This window comes from Dyadobacter beijingensis DSM 21582, from assembly GCF_000382205.1.
GTDB lineage: Bacteria > Bacteroidota > Bacteroidia > Cytophagales > Spirosomataceae > Dyadobacter > Dyadobacter beijingensis.
Genome location: NZ_KB907789.1, coordinates 275,674 through 293,894 on the forward strand (window position 1 = coordinate 275,674; position 18,221 = coordinate 293,894).

At 50.6% G+C, this 18,221-nt stretch carries 18 protein-coding genes; 12 read left to right on the plus strand and 6 right to left on the minus strand.

Annotated features, from left to right (window positions below; translation table 11 throughout):
• The first annotated feature begins 148 nt into the window (after positions 1–148).
• Positions 149–1,984 (plus strand): LTA synthase family protein, encoded by a 1,836-nt coding sequence (locus tag H144_RS0119690; protein WP_051100149.1) that lies wholly within the window; start codon positions 149–151, stop codon positions 1,982–1,984.
• 36 nt (positions 1,985–2,020) lie between these two features.
• On the plus strand, positions 2,021–3,349 hold the full coding sequence (gene mtaB / locus H144_RS0119695; RefSeq protein WP_019943821.1) for a tRNA (N(6)-L-threonylcarbamoyladenosine(37)-C(2))-methylthiotransferase MtaB: 1,329 nt from the start codon (positions 2,021–2,023) through the stop codon (positions 3,347–3,349).
• A gap of 114 nt (positions 3,350–3,463) precedes the next feature.
• Here mtaB and H144_RS0119700 read toward each other — a convergent pair whose 3' ends face one another.
• The 3 genes from H144_RS0119700 to H144_RS33975 form a co-directional block, all read right to left on the minus strand.
• On the minus strand, positions 3,464–4,783 hold the full coding sequence (locus H144_RS0119700; RefSeq protein ID WP_019943822.1) for an ammonium transporter: 1,320 nt from the start codon (positions 4,781–4,783) through the stop codon (positions 3,464–3,466).
• A 59-nt stretch (positions 4,784–4,842) separates the two neighbouring features.
• Positions 4,843–6,039, minus strand: a complete 1,197-nt coding sequence (locus H144_RS0119705; RefSeq protein WP_026350847.1) for a porin — start codon at positions 6,037–6,039, stop codon at positions 4,843–4,845.
• 346 nt (positions 6,040–6,385) lie between these two features.
• Positions 6,386–6,733 carry a 4Fe-4S binding protein gene (locus H144_RS33975; protein WP_083769031.1) on the minus strand — a complete coding sequence of 116 codons (348 nt, stop codon included), beginning with the start codon at positions 6,731–6,733 and terminating at the stop codon, positions 6,386–6,388.
• A 129-nt stretch (positions 6,734–6,862) separates the two neighbouring features.
• Here H144_RS33975 and H144_RS0119725 point away from each other — a divergent pair, with 129 nt between their 5' ends.
• Entirely contained in the window at positions 6,863–7,888 is a 1,026-nt protein-coding gene (locus H144_RS0119725; RefSeq protein WP_019943826.1) for an acyl-CoA reductase, read from the plus strand.
• Here the strand turns inward: H144_RS0119725 and H144_RS0119730 are convergent.
• On the minus strand, positions 7,885–8,673 hold the full coding sequence (locus tag H144_RS0119730; protein WP_019943827.1) for an alpha/beta hydrolase: 789 nt from the start codon (positions 8,671–8,673) through the stop codon (positions 7,885–7,887). The genes H144_RS0119725 and H144_RS0119730 overlap by 4 nt on opposite strands.
• Before the next feature lie 132 nt (positions 8,674–8,805).
• Here H144_RS0119730 and H144_RS0119735 point away from each other — a divergent pair, with 132 nt between their 5' ends.
• The 9 genes from H144_RS0119735 to H144_RS0119775 all read left to right on the plus strand — a co-directional run bounded on the left by H144_RS0119735 (position 8,806) and on the right by H144_RS0119775 (position 17,599).
• The gene (locus H144_RS0119735) at positions 8,806–9,519 is read left to right on the plus strand and encodes an esterase family protein (RefSeq protein ID WP_019943828.1); all 714 of its coding nucleotides are present in this window, start codon (positions 8,806–8,808) and stop codon (positions 9,517–9,519) included.
• 26 nt (positions 9,520–9,545) lie between these two features.
• The gene (locus H144_RS32265) at positions 9,546–10,865 is read left to right on the plus strand and encodes an ATP-grasp domain-containing protein (RefSeq protein ID WP_019943829.1); all 1,320 of its coding nucleotides are present in this window, start codon (positions 9,546–9,548) and stop codon (positions 10,863–10,865) included.
• Positions 10,866–10,897: 32 nt separating this feature from the next.
• A complete protein-coding gene (locus tag H144_RS0119745; RefSeq protein ID WP_019943830.1) occupies positions 10,898–11,995 on the plus strand; it encodes a carboxylate-amine ligase in 1,098 nt (365 codons plus the stop codon).
• A gap of 125 nt (positions 11,996–12,120) precedes the next feature.
• Positions 12,121–12,963: a type 1 glutamine amidotransferase gene (locus H144_RS0119750; protein ID WP_019943831.1), complete on the plus strand. Its 843-nt coding sequence runs from the start codon at positions 12,121–12,123 to the stop codon at positions 12,961–12,963.
• Positions 12,956–14,152 (plus strand): ATP-grasp domain-containing protein, encoded by a 1,197-nt coding sequence (locus H144_RS0119755; protein ID WP_019943832.1) that lies wholly within the window; start codon positions 12,956–12,958, stop codon positions 14,150–14,152. Before H144_RS0119750 ends, H144_RS0119755 begins: the two co-directional genes overlap by 8 nt.
• Positions 14,152–15,363: an aspartate aminotransferase family protein gene (locus H144_RS0119760; protein ID WP_019943833.1), complete on the plus strand. Its 1,212-nt coding sequence runs from the start codon at positions 14,152–14,154 to the stop codon at positions 15,361–15,363. The genes H144_RS0119755 and H144_RS0119760 overlap by 1 nt, the downstream gene beginning before the upstream one ends.
• A 5-nt stretch (positions 15,364–15,368) precedes the next feature.
• Positions 15,369–16,247, plus strand: a complete 879-nt coding sequence (locus tag H144_RS0119765) for an aldose 1-epimerase family protein (protein ID WP_019943834.1) — start codon at positions 15,369–15,371, stop codon at positions 16,245–16,247.
• On the plus strand, positions 16,240–16,836 hold the full coding sequence (locus H144_RS0119770; protein ID WP_019943835.1) for a Crp/Fnr family transcriptional regulator: 597 nt from the start codon (positions 16,240–16,242) through the stop codon (positions 16,834–16,836). The genes H144_RS0119765 and H144_RS0119770 overlap by 8 nt, the downstream gene beginning before the upstream one ends.
• A 178-nt stretch (positions 16,837–17,014) precedes the next feature.
• Positions 17,015–17,599 (plus strand): DUF8737 domain-containing protein, encoded by a 585-nt coding sequence (locus H144_RS0119775; RefSeq protein ID WP_229207946.1) that lies wholly within the window; start codon positions 17,015–17,017, stop codon positions 17,597–17,599.
• On the opposite strand, the gene H144_RS0119780 is transcribed toward H144_RS0119775, so the two are convergent.
• Positions 17,586–17,981: a hypothetical protein gene (locus tag H144_RS0119780; RefSeq protein ID WP_019943837.1), complete on the minus strand. Its 396-nt coding sequence runs from the start codon at positions 17,979–17,981 to the stop codon at positions 17,586–17,588. The two genes, H144_RS0119775 and H144_RS0119780, sit on opposite strands and share 14 nt — an antisense overlap.
• Positions 17,982–18,002: 21 nt before the next feature.
• A complete protein-coding gene (locus tag H144_RS35130; RefSeq protein WP_188982588.1) occupies positions 18,003–18,170 on the minus strand; it encodes a type II toxin-antitoxin system HicA family toxin in 168 nt (55 codons plus the stop codon).
• Positions 18,171–18,221 lie beyond the last annotated feature (51 nt).

Sequence of the window (18,221 nt, forward strand, 5' to 3'; positions counted from 1 at the left end):
GTATTTATTGATTTATATTAATTCTCCCCAAAATTATTTATTTACCGATAGGAACCACAAATCGCGCGTACATTTTCACATTAGCTGCCCATCGGTTACCACAGGTTAGCGCATTTTTCAGAACTTTGCAAATTGTTTACAGACACCAATGCGTAAGAGACTTGAATTTATAGCCTTGTACGGGCTTGCCTGGGTCGTTATCTTCCAGTTTTTCCGTATCATTTTCCTGGCATATCATTATAAAAAAGCGCTGGAACTCCCTCCTTCCCTGTGGGTTGCGAGCGCCGGCCACGGCCTGGCGATGGACATTTCCTTCGCGGCGTATATCCTGGGCGTTCCTACCTTGTTAATGATGTTCACCGGCCAGCGGTGGGACTGGTACCGCAAAACGCTTACCATTTACTCCGCGATCGTCGCCGGCCTGATCACATTGCTGACGGTCATCGACCTCGAACTGTTCCGCGCGTGGGGTTTCCGCATCGACGCCACCTCGCTGCATTACCTCGAAACGCCCGCCGAAGCATTCGCTTCCATGGGCGCGGCGCCGGTGTTTCCATTACTGCTGCTGCTTTTCGCCCTGATTTTCCTCGTTAACCGCATTTTGCAGACTATTGTCCGGCGTACCATCGGTGCATTCCGGCGGTCGCCGCATTGGTACACCATTCCTACCTTTCTGCTGATCGCCGGCAGCCTCATCATCCCCATTCGCGGCGGGTTCCAGCTGGCGCCGATGAACGAGAGTGCGGTGTTTTTCAGTGATAAAAGTTTTGCCAATTACGCAGCCGTGAATGTACCGTGGAACTACATGCGCTCGCTTTTGAATCAAAGTTATTCTGATGAAAACCCGTTCAAATACGCCGAAGATGCGGAAGCGCAGCAAACTGTCGCAAACCTTTACAAACGCGCCGGTGCAACCGAACAGGTCGTCGACACGACGGGCAAAAAGAACGTACTGGTGATCATTTGGGAAAGCTTCACGGCCAAGGCCGTCGGATCGCTAGGCGGACTAAAAGGCATTACCCCGCAATTTGACCAGATCTCCAAGCAAGGGCTGCTATTTACCAATATGTACGCCAGCGGCAACCGCAGCGACAAGGGTATGGTCGCGATCCTGAGCGGCTATCCGGCGCAACCTACCACGTCCATTATTAAAATACCCAAAAAAACAGCGTCATTGCCCTCGTTGCCGACCATTTTCCGTGAGCGCGGCTGGACAACCTCCTTTTATTATGGTGGTGAAACGGAATTCGCGAATATGAAATCGTATTTCCTGCAACAGGGTTTCGACCGCATTGTGGATATCAATGATTTCGATTCGAAGGATATGAATTCCAAATGGGGCGCACATGACCATGTCGTGTTCAACCGGCTCCTGAATGACCTGGATAAGGAAAAGGAGCCGTTTTTCTCGACCATGTTCACGCTTAGCAGCCACGAGCCGTTCGAAGTGCCAGTGAAAACGGTAGTTCCTGGCAACGACCCGGAGCATTTATTCCTGAACGCATTACATTATACCGACGAATCGCTCGGCGCATTTCTCCGTGACGCCCAGGCGAAACCCTGGTGGAAAAATACGCTCGTTGTCATTATTGCCGACCACGGCCACCCGATGCCCGAAACGCGGAAAGACAAGCCTTCGGAGTTCCATATCCCGATGCTCTGGCTCGGCGGCGCATTGCAGGCAGCCCCTGCGCGGGTGGATACGCTCGCGTCGCAAACCGACCTGGCAGCCACGCTTTTGAACCAAATGCGCCTCCCGTCCGGAACTTTTGCGTGGAGTAACGACATTTTCAAAGCAGGCCGCAGCGATTTCGCCTATTTCGCATTCAATAACGGCCTCGGCTGGATGCGCCCAGGCGGGTTTATCGTCCGGGACAACATCGGAGGCAATATCACGGAAAAAAACGGCGCTTTACCCGGGCAGGAAGAAAAGCTCGGCAAGGCTTACCTGCAATCTTCTTTCGGAGATTATTTAAAGCGTTGATAATAAAGGTGTAATTTTGCAGGATATTTAATAACAATGAAAAAAGTCGCTTTTTATACATTAGGGTGCAAGCTGAATTACTCTGAAAGCTCTTCGATCGGACGGATGTTCGAGGATAAGGGTTATACCAAGGTAGAGTTCAACGAAAACCCGGATATTTTTATCATCAACACCTGCTCGGTGACCGAGAACGCGGACAAGAAATGCCGCAAAATCGTGCGCGAGGCCCAGAAGATCAATGCGGACGGTTACGTCGCCATTATCGGCTGCTATGCCCAGTTGAAACCCAAAGAAATTTCGGAAATCCCCGGTGTGGACGCCGTGTTGGGCGCCGCCGAGAAATTCCGGTTGGTGGAACTCATCGATACCTTCGAAAAAGCGCCGTCCGGGCAGCCGGCGCAGGTAATCGCTTCTACCATCGACAATGCCGTCGAATACCATACCTCCTACTCGCTCAACGACCGCACGCGCACGTTCCTGAAAGTGCAGGACGGGTGCGACTACCCGTGCGCGTACTGCACGATCCCGCTCGCACGCGGGAAGAGCCGGTCGGATAGTATCGAAAACATCGTGAAAGCCGCCCGTGACATTGCGGCGCGGGACGTGAAGGAAATCGTGCTGACAGGCGTCAATATCGGTGATTTCGGGTTGCGCAACGGCGTGCGCGAAGAAACATTTCTCGACCTCGTGAAAGCATTGGACGAAGTCGAGGGCATCGAACGTTTCCGCATTTCTTCCATCGAGCCCAACCTGCTCACCGACGAGATCATCGAATTCGTGGCGCAGTCCAAACGCTTCGCCCCGCATTTCCATATTCCGCTGCAATCGGGTTCCAATAAAGTCCTGGGCCTGATGAAGCGCCGCTACAAACGTGAATTGTACACAGAACGCGTCGCGAAGATCAAATCGCTCATGCCGGACTGCTGCATTGGTGTGGACGTGATCGTGGGCCACCCCGGCGAGACGAAGGAGCTGTTTGAAGAAACTTACCGCTTCCTTAACGAGCTGGATATTTCTTACCTGCACGTATTCACCTATTCGGAACGCGAAAATACGGCTGCATTGGCCATTCGTCCGATCGTCAACAAAGGAGAACGCGCCGAACGCTCCAAAATGCTGCACATACTTTCTGACAAAAAGAAAAGGTTCTTCTACCAAAGCCAGATCGGCAAGGAAGGGAAGGTATTATTTGAAGACGAGGTGCAGAACGGACAGATGCTCGGCTTTACCGGCAACTACGTGCGCGTGGCTGTGAAATATGATCCGCTGCTGATCAATGAGACCAAGGAGGTGCGGTATGATCACATCAATCCCGAGAATCTCATGGAAGTTACCGAGATCCAGGAAGAAATTTTGATCCACTAGATTCAATTTTAATCTATTACAGTCGACTTAACTCGACGGCTAGAAGGACTAGCGCCTAAAAAAAAGAAGCCCGGCCAATATGGCCGGGCTTCTTTTTTATTCTTCTAGTTTAGATTAAGCCTCTACAAGGAATTCATCGTGCTGGCTGATATCCAGACCTGCTTTCTCATCCGATTCAGATACGCGGAGTGGAAGAATGAGGTCAGTGATTTTCAGCAATGCGAACGAACCAGCGAATGCGAATACTGATACGCCTACGAGTGCGATTACGTGGTTGATGAACAGCTTAGTTTCGCCGAATGCCAGACCTTGGTCTACTACCAGTGAGTTAACACCGCTGGTTGCGAAGATACCGGTCATGAGCATACCTACCATACCACCTACGCCGTGGCAAGGGAATACATCGAGTGTATCGTCCAATGTCGAACGTGTACGCAGGTGAGCGATGTAGTTAGATGTGATCGCAGCCACAGTACCGATGAAAAGAGATGCAGGAACCGTTACGAAACCGGCAGCAGGTGTGATAGCCACGAGACCCACTACGGCACCGATACAGAAACCAAGCGCAGATACCTTCTTACCTCTTGCGGCGTCGAAAAGAACCCAGGCCAAACCAGCAGCACCTGCTGCGGTGTTGGTAGTAGCGAAGGCTGAAACCGCCAATGGAGAAGCTGTCAGGGCAGAACCGGCGTTGAAACCGAACCATCCGAACCACAGCAAACCTGTTCCCAACAATACGAATGGGATGTTTGCAGGAGGAAGTACGTGGTCTTCGAGGAGCGATTTGCGACGTTTCAGGTACAATGCACCTGCAAATGCAGCCCAACCAGCAGACATGTGAACAACAGTACCGCCAGCAAAGTCAAGCACACCCATTTTGAAAAGGATGCCATCTGCATGCCAGGTCATGTGAGCCAATGGCGAGTAGATGAAAACACAGAACAGGATAATGAAAAGAACGTAAGAGCGGAAGTTGATACGCTCAGCCATCGAGCCAGTTACGAGCGCAGGAGTGATTACCGCGAACTTCAACTGGAACATTGCAAACAATGCGAAAGGAATAGTGCCCCAAACCGGACCGTCCAATACGCCTTTGAACATGAAGTGCGTAGTAGGGTTACCGACGAAGCCGCCAATATCCTCACCAAATGCAAGGCTGAAACCGAAAACTACCCACACCACACTGATTACTCCCATCGCGATGAAGCTCTGGAGCATTGTGGAAATGACGTTTTTGGTGTTGACCATTCCCCCGTAGAAGTAAGCCAGACCAGGAGTCATGAGCAATACCAGCGCGGCTGATACGAGCATCCACGCAGTGTCGCCCGAATTGATGCCCTCCGTCACGATCTGTGTCGGAACATTGGGGACGAAGGCACCGAGGATGCTGATTACCAGGAGAATAATCAGTGGGATAAAATTACGTTTTTCCATTGTAGTAAATTATTGTTTGTATTAGATTAAGAAGGTATTCGTGTGAATTGCACTGATTGTCAGAATTTGTAAATGAATGCCAGGCCGAATGTGGTTTGGCTGCTTTTGGTCCATTTGCCGTCCGAATCCTCGAATTGCTGCGCTTCACCGCCGCTTTGCTTAGGATATGCGTCCAGGCGGAACTCAGGTTTTACGAGGATGTGACCGTCGGCGAGGTTGATGTTACCAGTCAATGTAACCGAGTTTACTTTGGTACCTGTACCTGCGGGCGTCAGCAAACCGCGTACTCCTTTATCATTGTTGAAATATTCGTAACGCGCTCCGATTCCGAAGTTGTCAGTAATAGCGGTGTTGGCATACACGGCAAAGCCACCCCACGATTCGCTGTCAACAGGGCCACCTGCGCCCTGGTAATCCCCTTTTTGTGATCCGTACGCGGCGTTCAGACCCAACAGGAATTTCTCGGTCACCTGGAAGCTGGTGGTAAGGTCGAATACCTGGTAGAAACCGTCCGGCTGCTTACCCAGTGAATCCGTATTTGCCTCGTTGCTTCCGATGTAGTTCAGGTAAACGTTCCAGTTTTCTACCGGCTTGAAATACAACTGGCTGATAATGCCTTTCGCGCGGTTGTTGTCACCCAGTCCATCCACATTGTTCACCACACCTACCATTAACGACGCCTTGTCGGAGAATGCGTAGGTCGCTTTCAGACCGGCGTGGTAGAATGGTCCGTTGTTGAACAGGTTGGAGAGCGAGTAGTTGAAGTTGGCCGGTGCGTCGATCACTTCGTACCCGATATGCGTACCGAATTGTCCCGCTGTCATCGAGAACTTGTCGGTAAACTTGTATGTAAAGTATGCTTGCTTGATCGCCAGCGCAGTGCTGAACAGTGCGTTACCGTAGTTACCCATGTTGGCGTTAGGACCGAATGTAAGGTCCACGACCGCTTCCGATTTCGCGTTGGTATAGGCTACTTTCGCTTGTACGAGACCGAGCGAAAACTGCCCCGACTTCTGGTCGAACACGCGTGCGTTGGTGGCACCCATGTTCGAGCGCGATGCGGGTTTGTTGAAATTAGCCATGTAATAGGAATCCAGGTAGCCCGAGAATGCGAATGCTCCTTTTGCCTCCTCCTCGTCCTTAGCTTCCGTTACCACCGCAGTATCCGCCTTCACCGCCTTTTTATCTTCTTCCGACTTCGCAAAACCCAAAAAAGGAACCATCAAAGATAATACTGTGCAATAGACTTTTTTCATAATTATATTCTGTTTAAGTTAATATTACTCTCCGGCTGCATTACTGGATCAAATATTGTACTTAAATTATATTTATCAAATAATCTAAGTGAAATTTATATCAAAAAATCCAATTTTCTGATTTTTATCATGTTTTTTATCGTTTTTGAAACACAAAAACATCCAAAATGCATTTTTTACGGAAAATCGAATATTCTGCATAACCTTCACAAAACAGAATTTTCTTTAAAAGCAAGCATTGCAATTATTAAGAAATTTTATTATTATAATGACATTTCCAGAACCGAAAGGGCACAAAAAAAGCCTGCTGTTGAGCAGGCTTCGCGTTTTTTATGTTCAGCAGGTTTTATTCACCATGCATCCATGCTTTTTTAGCAAGCAAAGTTTCTTCTTCTTCCTCGTTGTCGGGATCAGGCACACAGCAATCGACCGGACAAACCGCAGCACACTGTGGCTCTTCATGGAAGCCAACGCACTCGGTACATTTATCTGTAACTATATAGTAAAATTCGTCTGAAACGGGGGACTGCTTTTCTTTGCCGCTTACGATCGTGCCGTCACCGAAGTCCACCTCATCTAAACTAGTTCCATCTCCCCAAGTCCATTCTACACCTCCCTCATAAATTGCTGTATTCGGGCATTCTGGCTCACACGCCCCACAATTTATGCATTCATCGGTTATCATTATAGCCATAGTCGCCGGATTGTTTATATTTGTTGCTATTCTTCTGTATTGGGTAACAAATATAACTATTTATAGTTTCCCAACAATCAGAAAAATAAAAACGGCACTTGCCATTAAACTTTTTAGAGTCAGAGTAGAATGATATCAAGAATTCGGAGGATAAATGCATTCGTCCGTCTGGGCCGGTTCATCGGCGACGCGGCAAACGAGGAAACGATCGCGGAATGGGTAGCTGGCGCCAAAAGCAGGAACAACTGGTTTACACCCGCCAACGTGCGCCTGTCGCTGAACGCCATCTCCGAACAATACTTAAATGAAGAAAAGCTCACAGCCTGGGCCGAAAGCTATCCCGAACCGGCCCATTCGCGCAAAATAGGCGTGGTAATGGCCGGCAACATCCCGGCGGTGGGTTTCCATGACGCGCTTTGCGTGCTCATCAGCGGCCACACGCTGCTCGCCAAACCCAGCTCCGACGACCCCCTGCTCATCCGCGCGCTATTAACACAGCTTACCGAGATCGAGCCGGAGTTTAAGGAATACATACAGTTCGTCGAGAGATTGAACGATTCCGATGCCTACATTGCTACCGGGAGCGACAATACGGCGCGGTATTTCCATTACTATTTTGCCAAAAAGCCTAACATTATACGCAGGAACCGAACATCGGTAGCGGCGCTCACGGGCACAGAAACGCACGAGGAACTCAGGGCGTTAGGCAACGACATCCTTCAATATTTCGGGCTCGGCTGCCGGAACGTATCGAAAATATTCGTACCGGCGGGATATGATTTTACCGGGTTTTACGAGTCGGTCGAGGAAATGTCTCCCGATTACCTGAACCACCACAAGTATTTCAACAATTACGAGTACAATAAATCCATTTACCTCGTCAACCGCGTGGCGCATTCGGACAACGGCTTCCTGCTGGCGACCGAAAGCGAGGCGCTCGTGTCGCCGATCAGCGTGCTGCATTACCAGCATTACGAGTCGGTCGAACAATTGAAAGCTTTGTTGGGGGATTCGGCGGAAAAGATCCAGTGCATCGTAGCAAAACCCGAAATGCACATCGCAGGCGCATTGCCTTTGGGCGGTGCACAAGTCCCCGGCCTCTCCGATTACGCCGACGGGATCGATACGATGGAGTTCCTTTCGAATATCGCTTAGCCTTTCCGCATTCTTCCCGATGCCCATTCCAGGAAATCGGGAAGGATTTTAGCCCAGGTTTCGGGGTTATGCATGCCCTCTTCCACTTCCACATACCGGATTTCCCGGCCCCAGCGATATCCTTTTCTTTCCAGCTCCGCAACGCATTCGAGCGTGTCCTGAATGGAATCGATCACCCCGTCGCCGTCGCGGTCGTCGTATTCGTCCCAGGTACCGCATTGAAACCAGAACCGCAAATCCGGATTGCCCTCCGATTCCCGTATCCTGCGATGCATAATGCGGTCCGATTCGTCATACCCTGCGTCCAGCGCCTTTTGCCGCCACCACAACGAGCCCGAGAAAACGCCCGCCTGCGAAAACACCCCGGGATGGTGCCAAACCGCGTCCAGCGCCATCAGCCCGCCGAGCGAGCAACCGGCGTAGGTAATGCCTTTGGAGCGTGTGTGATAATGGTTTGATAAATAAGGGATCAATTCTCTCAATACGAAGTCGGTAGTAAGGCCCGCCTTGTCTCCCCTGCCCGCGTAGTCGGGCTGATGGGCGGTCCCGTACTCTTGTACACGCCTGCCATCCGCGTGGATGCCCGCGATCACGCAAGGCACCAGTTTCCCCGATTGCTGCAATGCGGCCGCGGTAGCAGTCATTTGCAGTGCTTCGAAATCCTGTCCATCATTGAAAAGAACCAATGGATAAGTATTAGAATGCGCGAAACCGGCCGGCAGCAACACGGTCACGGTCACTTCCCTGCTCAGAAAAGCGGAATAGAGGACGATATTTTCGGGCATTACTTTGAAGAAGGAAGCGGCTGAACTCACTGCAAATGACGACTACGGATGGAAATAAAACCCGAAAGTTAATAATTTGCTTCCTATGATTTGTTTTGTATATTTCATTTATCAACTATAAACCGTCTTTGTTTGGAAGAGAAGCATATTAAATACTATTCTCATCATCTCGACAAGGAAGTGGAGATGCTTGTGTTCGGCAACTGGGGCTACCCTATCCTGCTTTTCCCCACCACGCTGGGCCACTACTACCAGGCCAAGGATATGGGACTGATCGAATCCGTGCGCTGGCTGGTGGAGTCGGGCAAATACAAGATCTACTGCGTGGATACCATCGACGCCGACTCCTGGTACGGAAAGCATCTCAATCCCGAATACCGCGTGCTGAACCACATTCAGTACGACAAATTCCTGAACAACGAGCTCGTACCATATATAAAAAATGAATGCCATGTAGGCAAGATCGGCGTGGCCGGTTGCAGCTTCGGCGGCTTTCACGCAGCGAACTTTGCATTCCGCCACCCCGACCAGGTCGCATACCTGCTCAGCATGAGCGGCGCATTCGATATCCGCGGGTTTCTGAGCGGCTACTACGACGATTCGGTATATTTCAATAACCCCGTCGACTTCATGCCCAACGAACAGGGTTGGCGCTACGGGCACATGAAAATCGTCCTCGGCACTTCCGACTGGGACATATGCCTGGACAGTAACCTGCGCATGTCGGGCATCCTGAACAATAACGGCATCGAACACTGGCTCGACATCCGCGGCTGGGAGAAGCACGACTGGCCGCTCTGGAAGAAAATGTTCCCCGACTACCTCTCGCGCCTTGTTTTGCAATAACCACGAACACAACTCAAAACCTGAATATGAAAAAGATTGGAATCCTGTTCGGAATGGAAAATACCTTCCCGAACGCGTTTATCGAAAGAGTCAACAGCAAAGGTGAGGACGGCATTATCGCAGAGGCCGTCACCATCGATAAAGTCATACAAGCCGCGCCCAGCGAATACGCCGTGATCATCGACCGCATTTCGCAGGATGTGCCGTTTTATCGCTCCTACCTCAAAAATGCCGCATTGGCCGGCACGGCAGTGATCAACAACCCGTTCTGGTGGAGTGCCGACGAGAAGTTTTTCAATAACGCATTGGCTGAGCAAATAGGCGTACCGGTACCAAAAACGGTATTGCTGCCGTCCAAACAACGTCCCGAAAACACGACGGAAACCTCGTTCCGTAACCTGGCATTCCCGATGGCCTGGGAAGAGATATTTCAATATGTGGGCTTCCCCGCCTACATGAAGCCGCACGACGGCGGCGGCTGGAAGAGCGTGTACCGCGTTGTGAACCCCCAGGATATGTGGATCAAACATGAGGAAACAGGCCAGCTGGTGATGATGTTGCAGGAAGAAATCGTGTTTGACGACTATGTGCGCTGCTACTGCATCGGCCAGAAAGACGTACTGGTAATGCCTTACGAACCCCGTAACCCGCACCATTTGCGCTATGCAGCCGATCTGAAAGCGCAGGGCGAAGAGCGCGAAAAGCTGCTGGAAACGATTAAGGACTATACATTAAAACTGAATGTCGCGCTGGGCTACGACTTCAATACCGTGGAGTTTGCCGTACGCGACGGCATACCTTACGCGATCGATTTCTGCAACCCGGCTCCGGACGCCGATATTTACTCGGTAGGCCGGGATAATTTCGAATGGGTGGTGGAAGCGGCGGCGAATATGGCCATTGAACGGGCCAAAAAGCAGGTCGCAGGGCAGATTAACCTTACCTGGGGCACATTTGTGAGCCAGGCAGTGAACGGCATATCGGCACCCGCCGCCTCACCGGCGATCCCTTCGGCAGAACCGGCAGCCGCGCCCGCGCCCGAAAAAGCCCCGAAAGCAGCCAAGCCGGCCGCTTCAAAACCAGCGCCAGCGAAAGCAGCGGCCGGAAAAGCGGCCAAACCCACCAAGACCGAAACGCCCGCGAAGCCCGCCAAAACTGCCGACACCACGCCTTCCGCAACGGAAGTGAAAGTCAAAGCGTCGGTTCCGAAAAAGCCGGCGAAATCGCTCGGTGCAATCGCGACCGAACCGATCCCAGTGGCTGAACCTGCGGAGCCCAAAGTACCCACTACCAAGGCTGCGGCAACGAAAGCGCCGGCCAAAAACTCCAAATTGAAGAAATCCTGACCAACTAACTAAAATTCAGCCGCCTTTGCATTATGGCAACATTCACCCTGGGAATTGAAGAAGAGTTTCAGACCATCGACCCCGTTACACGAAACCTGCGGTCGCATATGTCAAAGCTGGTTGAAGACGGCAAGATTACATTGAAAGAGCGCGTGAAGGCGGAAATGCACCAGGCGGTGGTGGAAGTGGGCACGAATATCTGCCACAATATCCGGGAAGCGCGGGAGGAAGTAACCTACCTGCGCCGCATGATCCTCGATCTGGCAGAAAAACAGGACCTGCAAGTGGCGGCAGCCGGCACGCACCCCTTCGCCGACTGGGTAGATCAGCTCATCACCGACGACCCGCGCTACGACCAGATTATCGACGAAATGCGGGACGTCGCGCGCGGCAACCTCATTTTCGGGCTGCATGTGCACGTGGGCATCGAGAGCCGGAACGAAGGCATCCAGATCATGAATGCGGTGCGGTACTTCCTGCCGCACATTTATGCATTGTCGACCAACTCGCCGTTCTGGTGCGGGCGCAATACGGGCTTCAAATCGTACCGTTCCAAGGTATTCGACAAGTTCCCGCGCACCGGTATTCCCGATTTCTTTTCGAGCGCCGCGGAATACGACGAGTACGTGGCGCTTTTGGTCAAAACGAATTGCATCGATAACGGGAAGAAAATCTGGTGGGACATTCGCGTGCACCCGTTTTTCAATACGATCGAGTTCCGCATGTGCGACGTGCCCATGCGTACGGACGAGACCATATGCCTGGCCGCGATCATGCAGGCACTCGTGGCCAAGATCCATAAATTGCACAGCCAAAACCTGAGCTTCCGCCCCTACCGCCGCATGCTCATCAATGAAAACAAATGGCGCGCGGCGCGCTACGGGATCAGCAGCAAGCTCATCGACTTCGGGAAGCAGGAGGAAGTGGAATACAAAATCCTCATCCACGAGCTGCTCGAATTCATCGACGACGTCGTGGACGAGCTGGACAGCCGGAAGGAGATCGAATACATTCACCAGATCCTTGAAATGGGCACGGGTGCCGACCGCCAGCTGGCTGTTTTCGAGGAAACGGGCAGTTTGAATGCTGTGGTAGATTATATCGTTTCGGAGACCAAAATAGGGCTTTGATTAGAATTAAATCAAACTATTGACCCAAAAACCGAACTAATCAGGAAGGTATTTGTTTCCAATAGGTTACCCGATTCTATAACTTAAAGGTTGGTTTCACTGACACGGACCGGCCACCCACTGAAATGACTACGAATGAAAAACATTTCCGGATCGCGGTCCTGGATATGTACGACGGGCACCCGAACGAGGGGATGCGGTGCATTAAAAAGATTATCGCCGCATTTGGAGAGCAGGAAAATGTCCCTGTTGAAGTTACCGTTTTTAATGTAAGACAACAGCTCGAAGTGCCGGGAATGGACTTTGACGCCTATATTTCTACGGGCGGGCCCGGCAATCCGGCGCCGGTAGGAGAAGCCTGGGAAAAGAAATTCTTCGGATTTCTGGATAAAATACTGGCCTACAATGCCCAACGCCAGAACCGCATTAAGAAGCACCTGTTCCTGATCTGCCATTCGTTTCAAATGGCCTGCATTCATTGGGAATTGGCGGCGGTGAGCAAACGGCGGAAGACTTCATTTGGCACATTTCCGGTGCATAAAACATCGGCCGGGCGCAAAGATCCGCTCCTGAATGGATTGAGCGACCCGTTCTGGATCGTCGATTCGCGGGATTTTCAGGTAACGCAGCCCAACCGGGCCGCTTTCGACGCATTGGGTGCGAAGCTGCTCTGCCTCGAAAAAATACGTCCGCACGTGCCGCTGGAACGTGCCGTCATGGCAATCCGCTTCTCGAACGAGGTCGTCGGCACGCAGTTTCACCCTGAGGCCGACGCGGAAGGCATGCTGCGCTATTTTTTGAATGAAGATAAGAAAGAAGCCATTATCAAGGCGCACGGCGAGCAGAAGTATGGCGATATGATCGAACATTTGAACGATCCCGACAAAATTTCGATGACCGAAGCCGTCATCATCCCGGCATTTTTAAAAAACGCATTCAACAAAACTTTCCAGCCAGCCTATGCATAAGCAAGCCCGGGAAGCGTTCAACAACTCCTTCACGGAGAAAGGATACGAGGAATTCGTGGAATCACTGGGTTCGGCGTTTCCCGGTCAGCTGGATTTCAGGGTCGCGGAGACGCCCGTTTTCGTCCCCAAAGAGCTCACGGAAAAGATCACGCGGGCGTCCGGGGAAATCATAAGCACATTAGTTTCACCTGATTTTCGGGACCAGACCGACCGCGCTGTGCCTTCGAACCAATATGTGCCCGGCGAAAATGCGCATACATCTTTTTTGGCCATCGATTACGCCATTTGCCGGAATGCCGCCGGAGAGCTTGTCCCGCAGCTCATTGAATTACAGGGCTTTCCGTCGATTTTCGGGTATCAGGCGTTTTTGTCCGAATCGTTCAAAAGGTATTTTGATGTAAATGAAAACTTCAAATACCTCTTTGGCTCGGATAGCTATGATGAATATGTATCTCAACTGAAAGTATTGATCCTCGGAAGCGAGCAGCCCGAAAATGTGATTTTGCTTGAAATCTTTCCCGAAAAGCAGAAGACGCGCATCGACTTTGCTGTAACCGAACAAATGCTGGGCATCAAAGCCGTTTGCTATACCAAACTAATCCGCGAAGGCAGGCTGTTATTTTACGAAAAGGACGGACGAAAAATACAGGTCAAACGCATTTATAACCGTCTCATTTTCGACGACCTCTTCACCTACCCCGACCTGCAAACCAGCTACCATTTCACCGACGACGTGGACGTGCAATGGGTGGGCCATCCCAACTGGTTTTTTCGCATCAGCAAATTCGCTATGCCGCTGTTAAATGGAGAATTCGTGCCGGAAACGCGATTTTTGAGTGATTACGGTGGTATTTTCCCCGATGACCTTCAAAACTTTGTACTGAAACCGCTGTTTTCCTTTGCCGGCGCCGGCGTACAATTGCACCTCACAAAAGCCGACCTGGAAGCTATTCCAGACCCGGAAAATTATATCTTGCAGCGAAAAGTCGCCTATGAACCCGTGATCCAGGCACCCGACGGGCTCGTGAAATGCGAAATCCGCATGATGTACGGGTGGCCCGACCATGCCGAAAAGCCCGAACTGCTGATCAGCCTCAGCAGGTTAAGCCGCGGCGAAATGATCGGCGTCCGGTTCAACAAGGATTTCACCTGGGTAGGCGGCAGTGCCAGTTTTTTTGAACAATCGTAATGCATATCTCACATCGCCAGCACTTTTTCGACCATCTGGCGCAGACTTCCGACTTTCCGCTTGCCCTTGAAATCGAAAAGGCAGAGGGCGTTTATATGTACGGTCCCGACGGCAAGTCGTATATGGACCTGATTTCCGGCATCGGCGTGAGCAACGTCGGTCACCGGCACCCGAAAGTGCTGGAAGCCATTCACGCGCAGCTGGACAAGCACATGCACCTCCTCGTGTACGGAGAGTATGTGCAAAGCGCCCAGGTGCAACTTGCTAAGGCATTGGCCGATACGCTTCGTATCGATGCTCCGAACCCTTCACCTTTCGGTCTGATCGACAATGTATATTTCACCAACTCAGGTACCGAGGCGGTGGAAGGTGCGATGAAATTGGCGAAGCGGTTTACCAAACGACGCGAATTTATTTCCTGCTATAATGCCTATCACGGCGCCACACAGGGTGCATTGAGCCTTGCCGGCGCAGAGTTTTTCAAAAGAAACTTCCGTCCGTTGTTGCCGGGCGTTAAGCATATTCAACATAATTATCTAACTGATTTAGAAAAGATTACAGACCAGACAGCCGCTGTGATCATCGAAGTGATCGGCGGCGAATCGGGTGTGCGTGTACCAGGCGCAGATTATCTGGTCGCATTGCGCCGGAAATGTACCGAAACAGGCACTTTGCTCATTCTCGATGAGATACAGACCGGGTTTGGCCGAACGGGAAGTTTCTGGGCATTCGAGCAATACGGCATTTACCCGGATATACTGCTTAGTGCCAAAGGCATGGGCGGCGGTATGCCGATTGGTGCATTCATGGCTTCGCAGAGGGTCATGAAAGTACTGAAAAACAACCCGATATTAGGCCACATCACTACTTTCGGAGGCCATCCTGTCAGCTGTGCGGCGTCGCTCGCGGCCTTGCGCGTGACCATCGACGAGCAACTCCCCAAAGCGGCGATCGCCAAAGGAGCGTTGTTTAAATCGCTGTTAATTCATCCCGAAATCAAGGAAATACGGGGAAAAGGCCTTATGCTTGCGGCAGAAATGGCGTCGTTCGATAAACTGAAAGATACCATTGATCAATGCATTGCATTGGGCGTCGTCACGGACTGGTTCCTGTTCTGCGACAATTCGATGCGCATTGCCCCGCCACTGACCATCACCGAAGAGCAAATCCGCGAGGCATGCTCCGTTATCCTTAAAGTCCTGAATTCCTGAACGATATGAACTATACCATTCAAAATGATCATTTAAAAATCGCGGTGCAGGAAACCGGCGCCGAGCTTTGCCAGATTCAGTCAACCGTAACCGGCAAAGATTTTCTCTGGAATGCCGATCCGGCAGTTTGGGCCAGTTACGCGCCTGTACTGTTTCCCGTCATCGGGGCTATTAAAAATGGCTTTGTAAAATATAAAGGAGACGAATACGCCGTGCCCCGCCACGGTATGGTGCGCAACAACGCGAATGTGAAGCTGACGGATCAAACTACTGATAGTCTTACATTTACATTGAAATACAGCGAAGAAACGCTGGCTATTTACCCGTTTCAATTTGAATTTCAGATTACCTACAAGCTCGACGGCAAAAGGATCATCGTTGACCATAAAGTGATCAATCACGGCGATGAAGAAATGCGTTTCTCGCTTGGCGGCCATCCGGCATTCAAATGTCCGCTGCACGAAGACGAGGTTTACGAGGACTATTACCTCGAATTTGAAGCCATCGAAAACGATTCGACCTGGGTTCTGGAAAAAAACGGGCTCGTCGGCAACACCACTAAGCCGGTTCTCGAACATACCAACGTGCTGCATTTAAACCAGCACCTTTTCGACAACGACGCATTGATTTTCAAGCATTTGATTTCAAAGCAAGTCAGTCTGAGAAGTACGAAATCGGGGCAGGTAATCACGGTATACTACAAAGATTTCCCTTACCTGGGCATTTGGGCGAAGCCGGGTGGCCATTTCGTTTGCATCGAGCCATGGCTGGGTATTGCCGATAGTGCCGATTCGGACCAGAATTTTGAAACTAAGGAAGGAATTTTGAAGCTGGAAGCGGGCGGTACGTTTGAGGCCGGTTTCGCCATTGAAATCAATGAGTAGCCTGTCGCCCGAGCGTTCGCTGCTCGTCGACTTTATTACGGAGGCATATCCGATGTCGGTAAGCCTGGCGTCGGATATCGCCGGACGTTTTTACCCTGTGCGTTTATCCAAAGGCGCATTTTTCCTCAAAGAAGGCACCATCTGCAACGAGTATCTTTTCCTGACCGACGGGTTTATGCGGTCTTACGCCTTTGATCCCGACGGCAACGACATTACTACCGGCTTTCATCGCCGTAAGCAAGTCGTTTTCGAGGTTTCATCGTTCTTCCATCGCATACCCTCGCGCGAAAATATCCACGCAATTACCGCTTGCACAGGCATTGCGATCACTTACACGACGCTCAACGAGCTGTTTCACACATTACCGGAATTCCGTGAATTTGGGCGAAGTATCCTCGTCGGTGGATTTACAAATCTCAAATCACGCATGCTTTCGACCATAACAGAAACCGCCGAAACCCGTTACCTTCAATTACTTAAAACAAATCCTGACATTTTCCAGCATGCCCCGCTCCGCACCATCGCCTCCTACCTCGGCATCACCGATACCTCACTAAGCCGGATTCGAAAGGAAATTTCAGGAAAATAGCCTTGCAGCCAATTTGTTGCCAATTGGCAAGATTCTTCGCAGGGCGATTGGTTTAATTCGCATCGACAAACCAATCATTGCCATGAATAACAATCACTTACTACCCTCCGCATTATTTGTCGCAACCCTTATCGCGACATGCATTATGCTTTACAAAGCCACAAACGCATCAAAATCGATGTGGCTTTTAGCCTTGACCTGGATGCCGTTGCAAATACTCCTGAGTACCAACGGCTTTTACCTCGACACCACCAGCATGCCACCGCATTTCGCCCTGGCGATCGGGCCACCATTGATTTTCATTGTATACCTGGCACTTTTCCAGCGCCGGATGCTGATTACGACCAGCTCATTGAAAAATCTCACATTGCTTCACACCGTTCGCATTGCAGTGGAACTGGTATTATTCCTCCTCTTCCAAATGGGAGAGATTCCGCAGCTTATGACCTTCGAGGGCAGCAATCCGGATATTTTGTCCGGCATTACCGCTCCATTGGTTTGGCTTGCTTATCGAAAGGGGCTTGTAGGGAACCGTGGTTTGCTCGTGTGGAATATCATTTGCCTCGGGTTGCTGCTCAACATTGTCGTTCGCGCGATTCTCTCCGCGCCAACGCCTTTCCAGCAATTTGCATTCGATCAGCCTAATACAGGGTTGTTCAAGGCGCCATATGTTTTGCTACCGGCATTCATTGTTCCGGCGGTACTGTTTTCGCACGTTGCGGCTATTTTGAAATTATCCAGCGGGGTTGTTACAACTCGATAGCCAAAAGTTCACCGCCCAGCTTATGCAATGCGTTTTCAATCTTCTTCGCCTGCGCGGGACGAGGTTTTTTAAGGCCCGAGGCATAATGATTGAGTTGCTTCTCGTTGATCCCGGTCAACCGGGCAATGCCGGTTTGGTTGAAAATGCCCTTGTAATATTCCAAAAGGCTTTCCACATCGAATTTCCAAATGATTTCATATTCACCTTTCAGTGCAGCCGGAATGTTCTTGTCATCAAATGATTTGACTATTTCAATGCATTCCAGAACGTTCTTTTTGACATCCTGCACCGTATCCCCTATCCCGTAAATTTTCCTGACATTCTCGGCGTAAGCGCTGTAACCGTCTTTCCCTCTTTCAATCAATACCCTGATTCTTTTCATATTCCTATTGATTAGTCAGTTTCATTTCCTTAATAATTGTTTTCTCAGACCTTCATTCATTTCCTTTGACGAATGATACGGCACACAATACGTTACCCCGTTTTTGATGTACATATAGTGACTGCCTCGTGTGCGGGCGAGAACCCATCCGTTACGCCGGACGATACGATGAAATTCTGAGTATTTCATAGCGTGAATATAGTGATTAAGAGTAGATAATTATATACCTTTTATAACAGT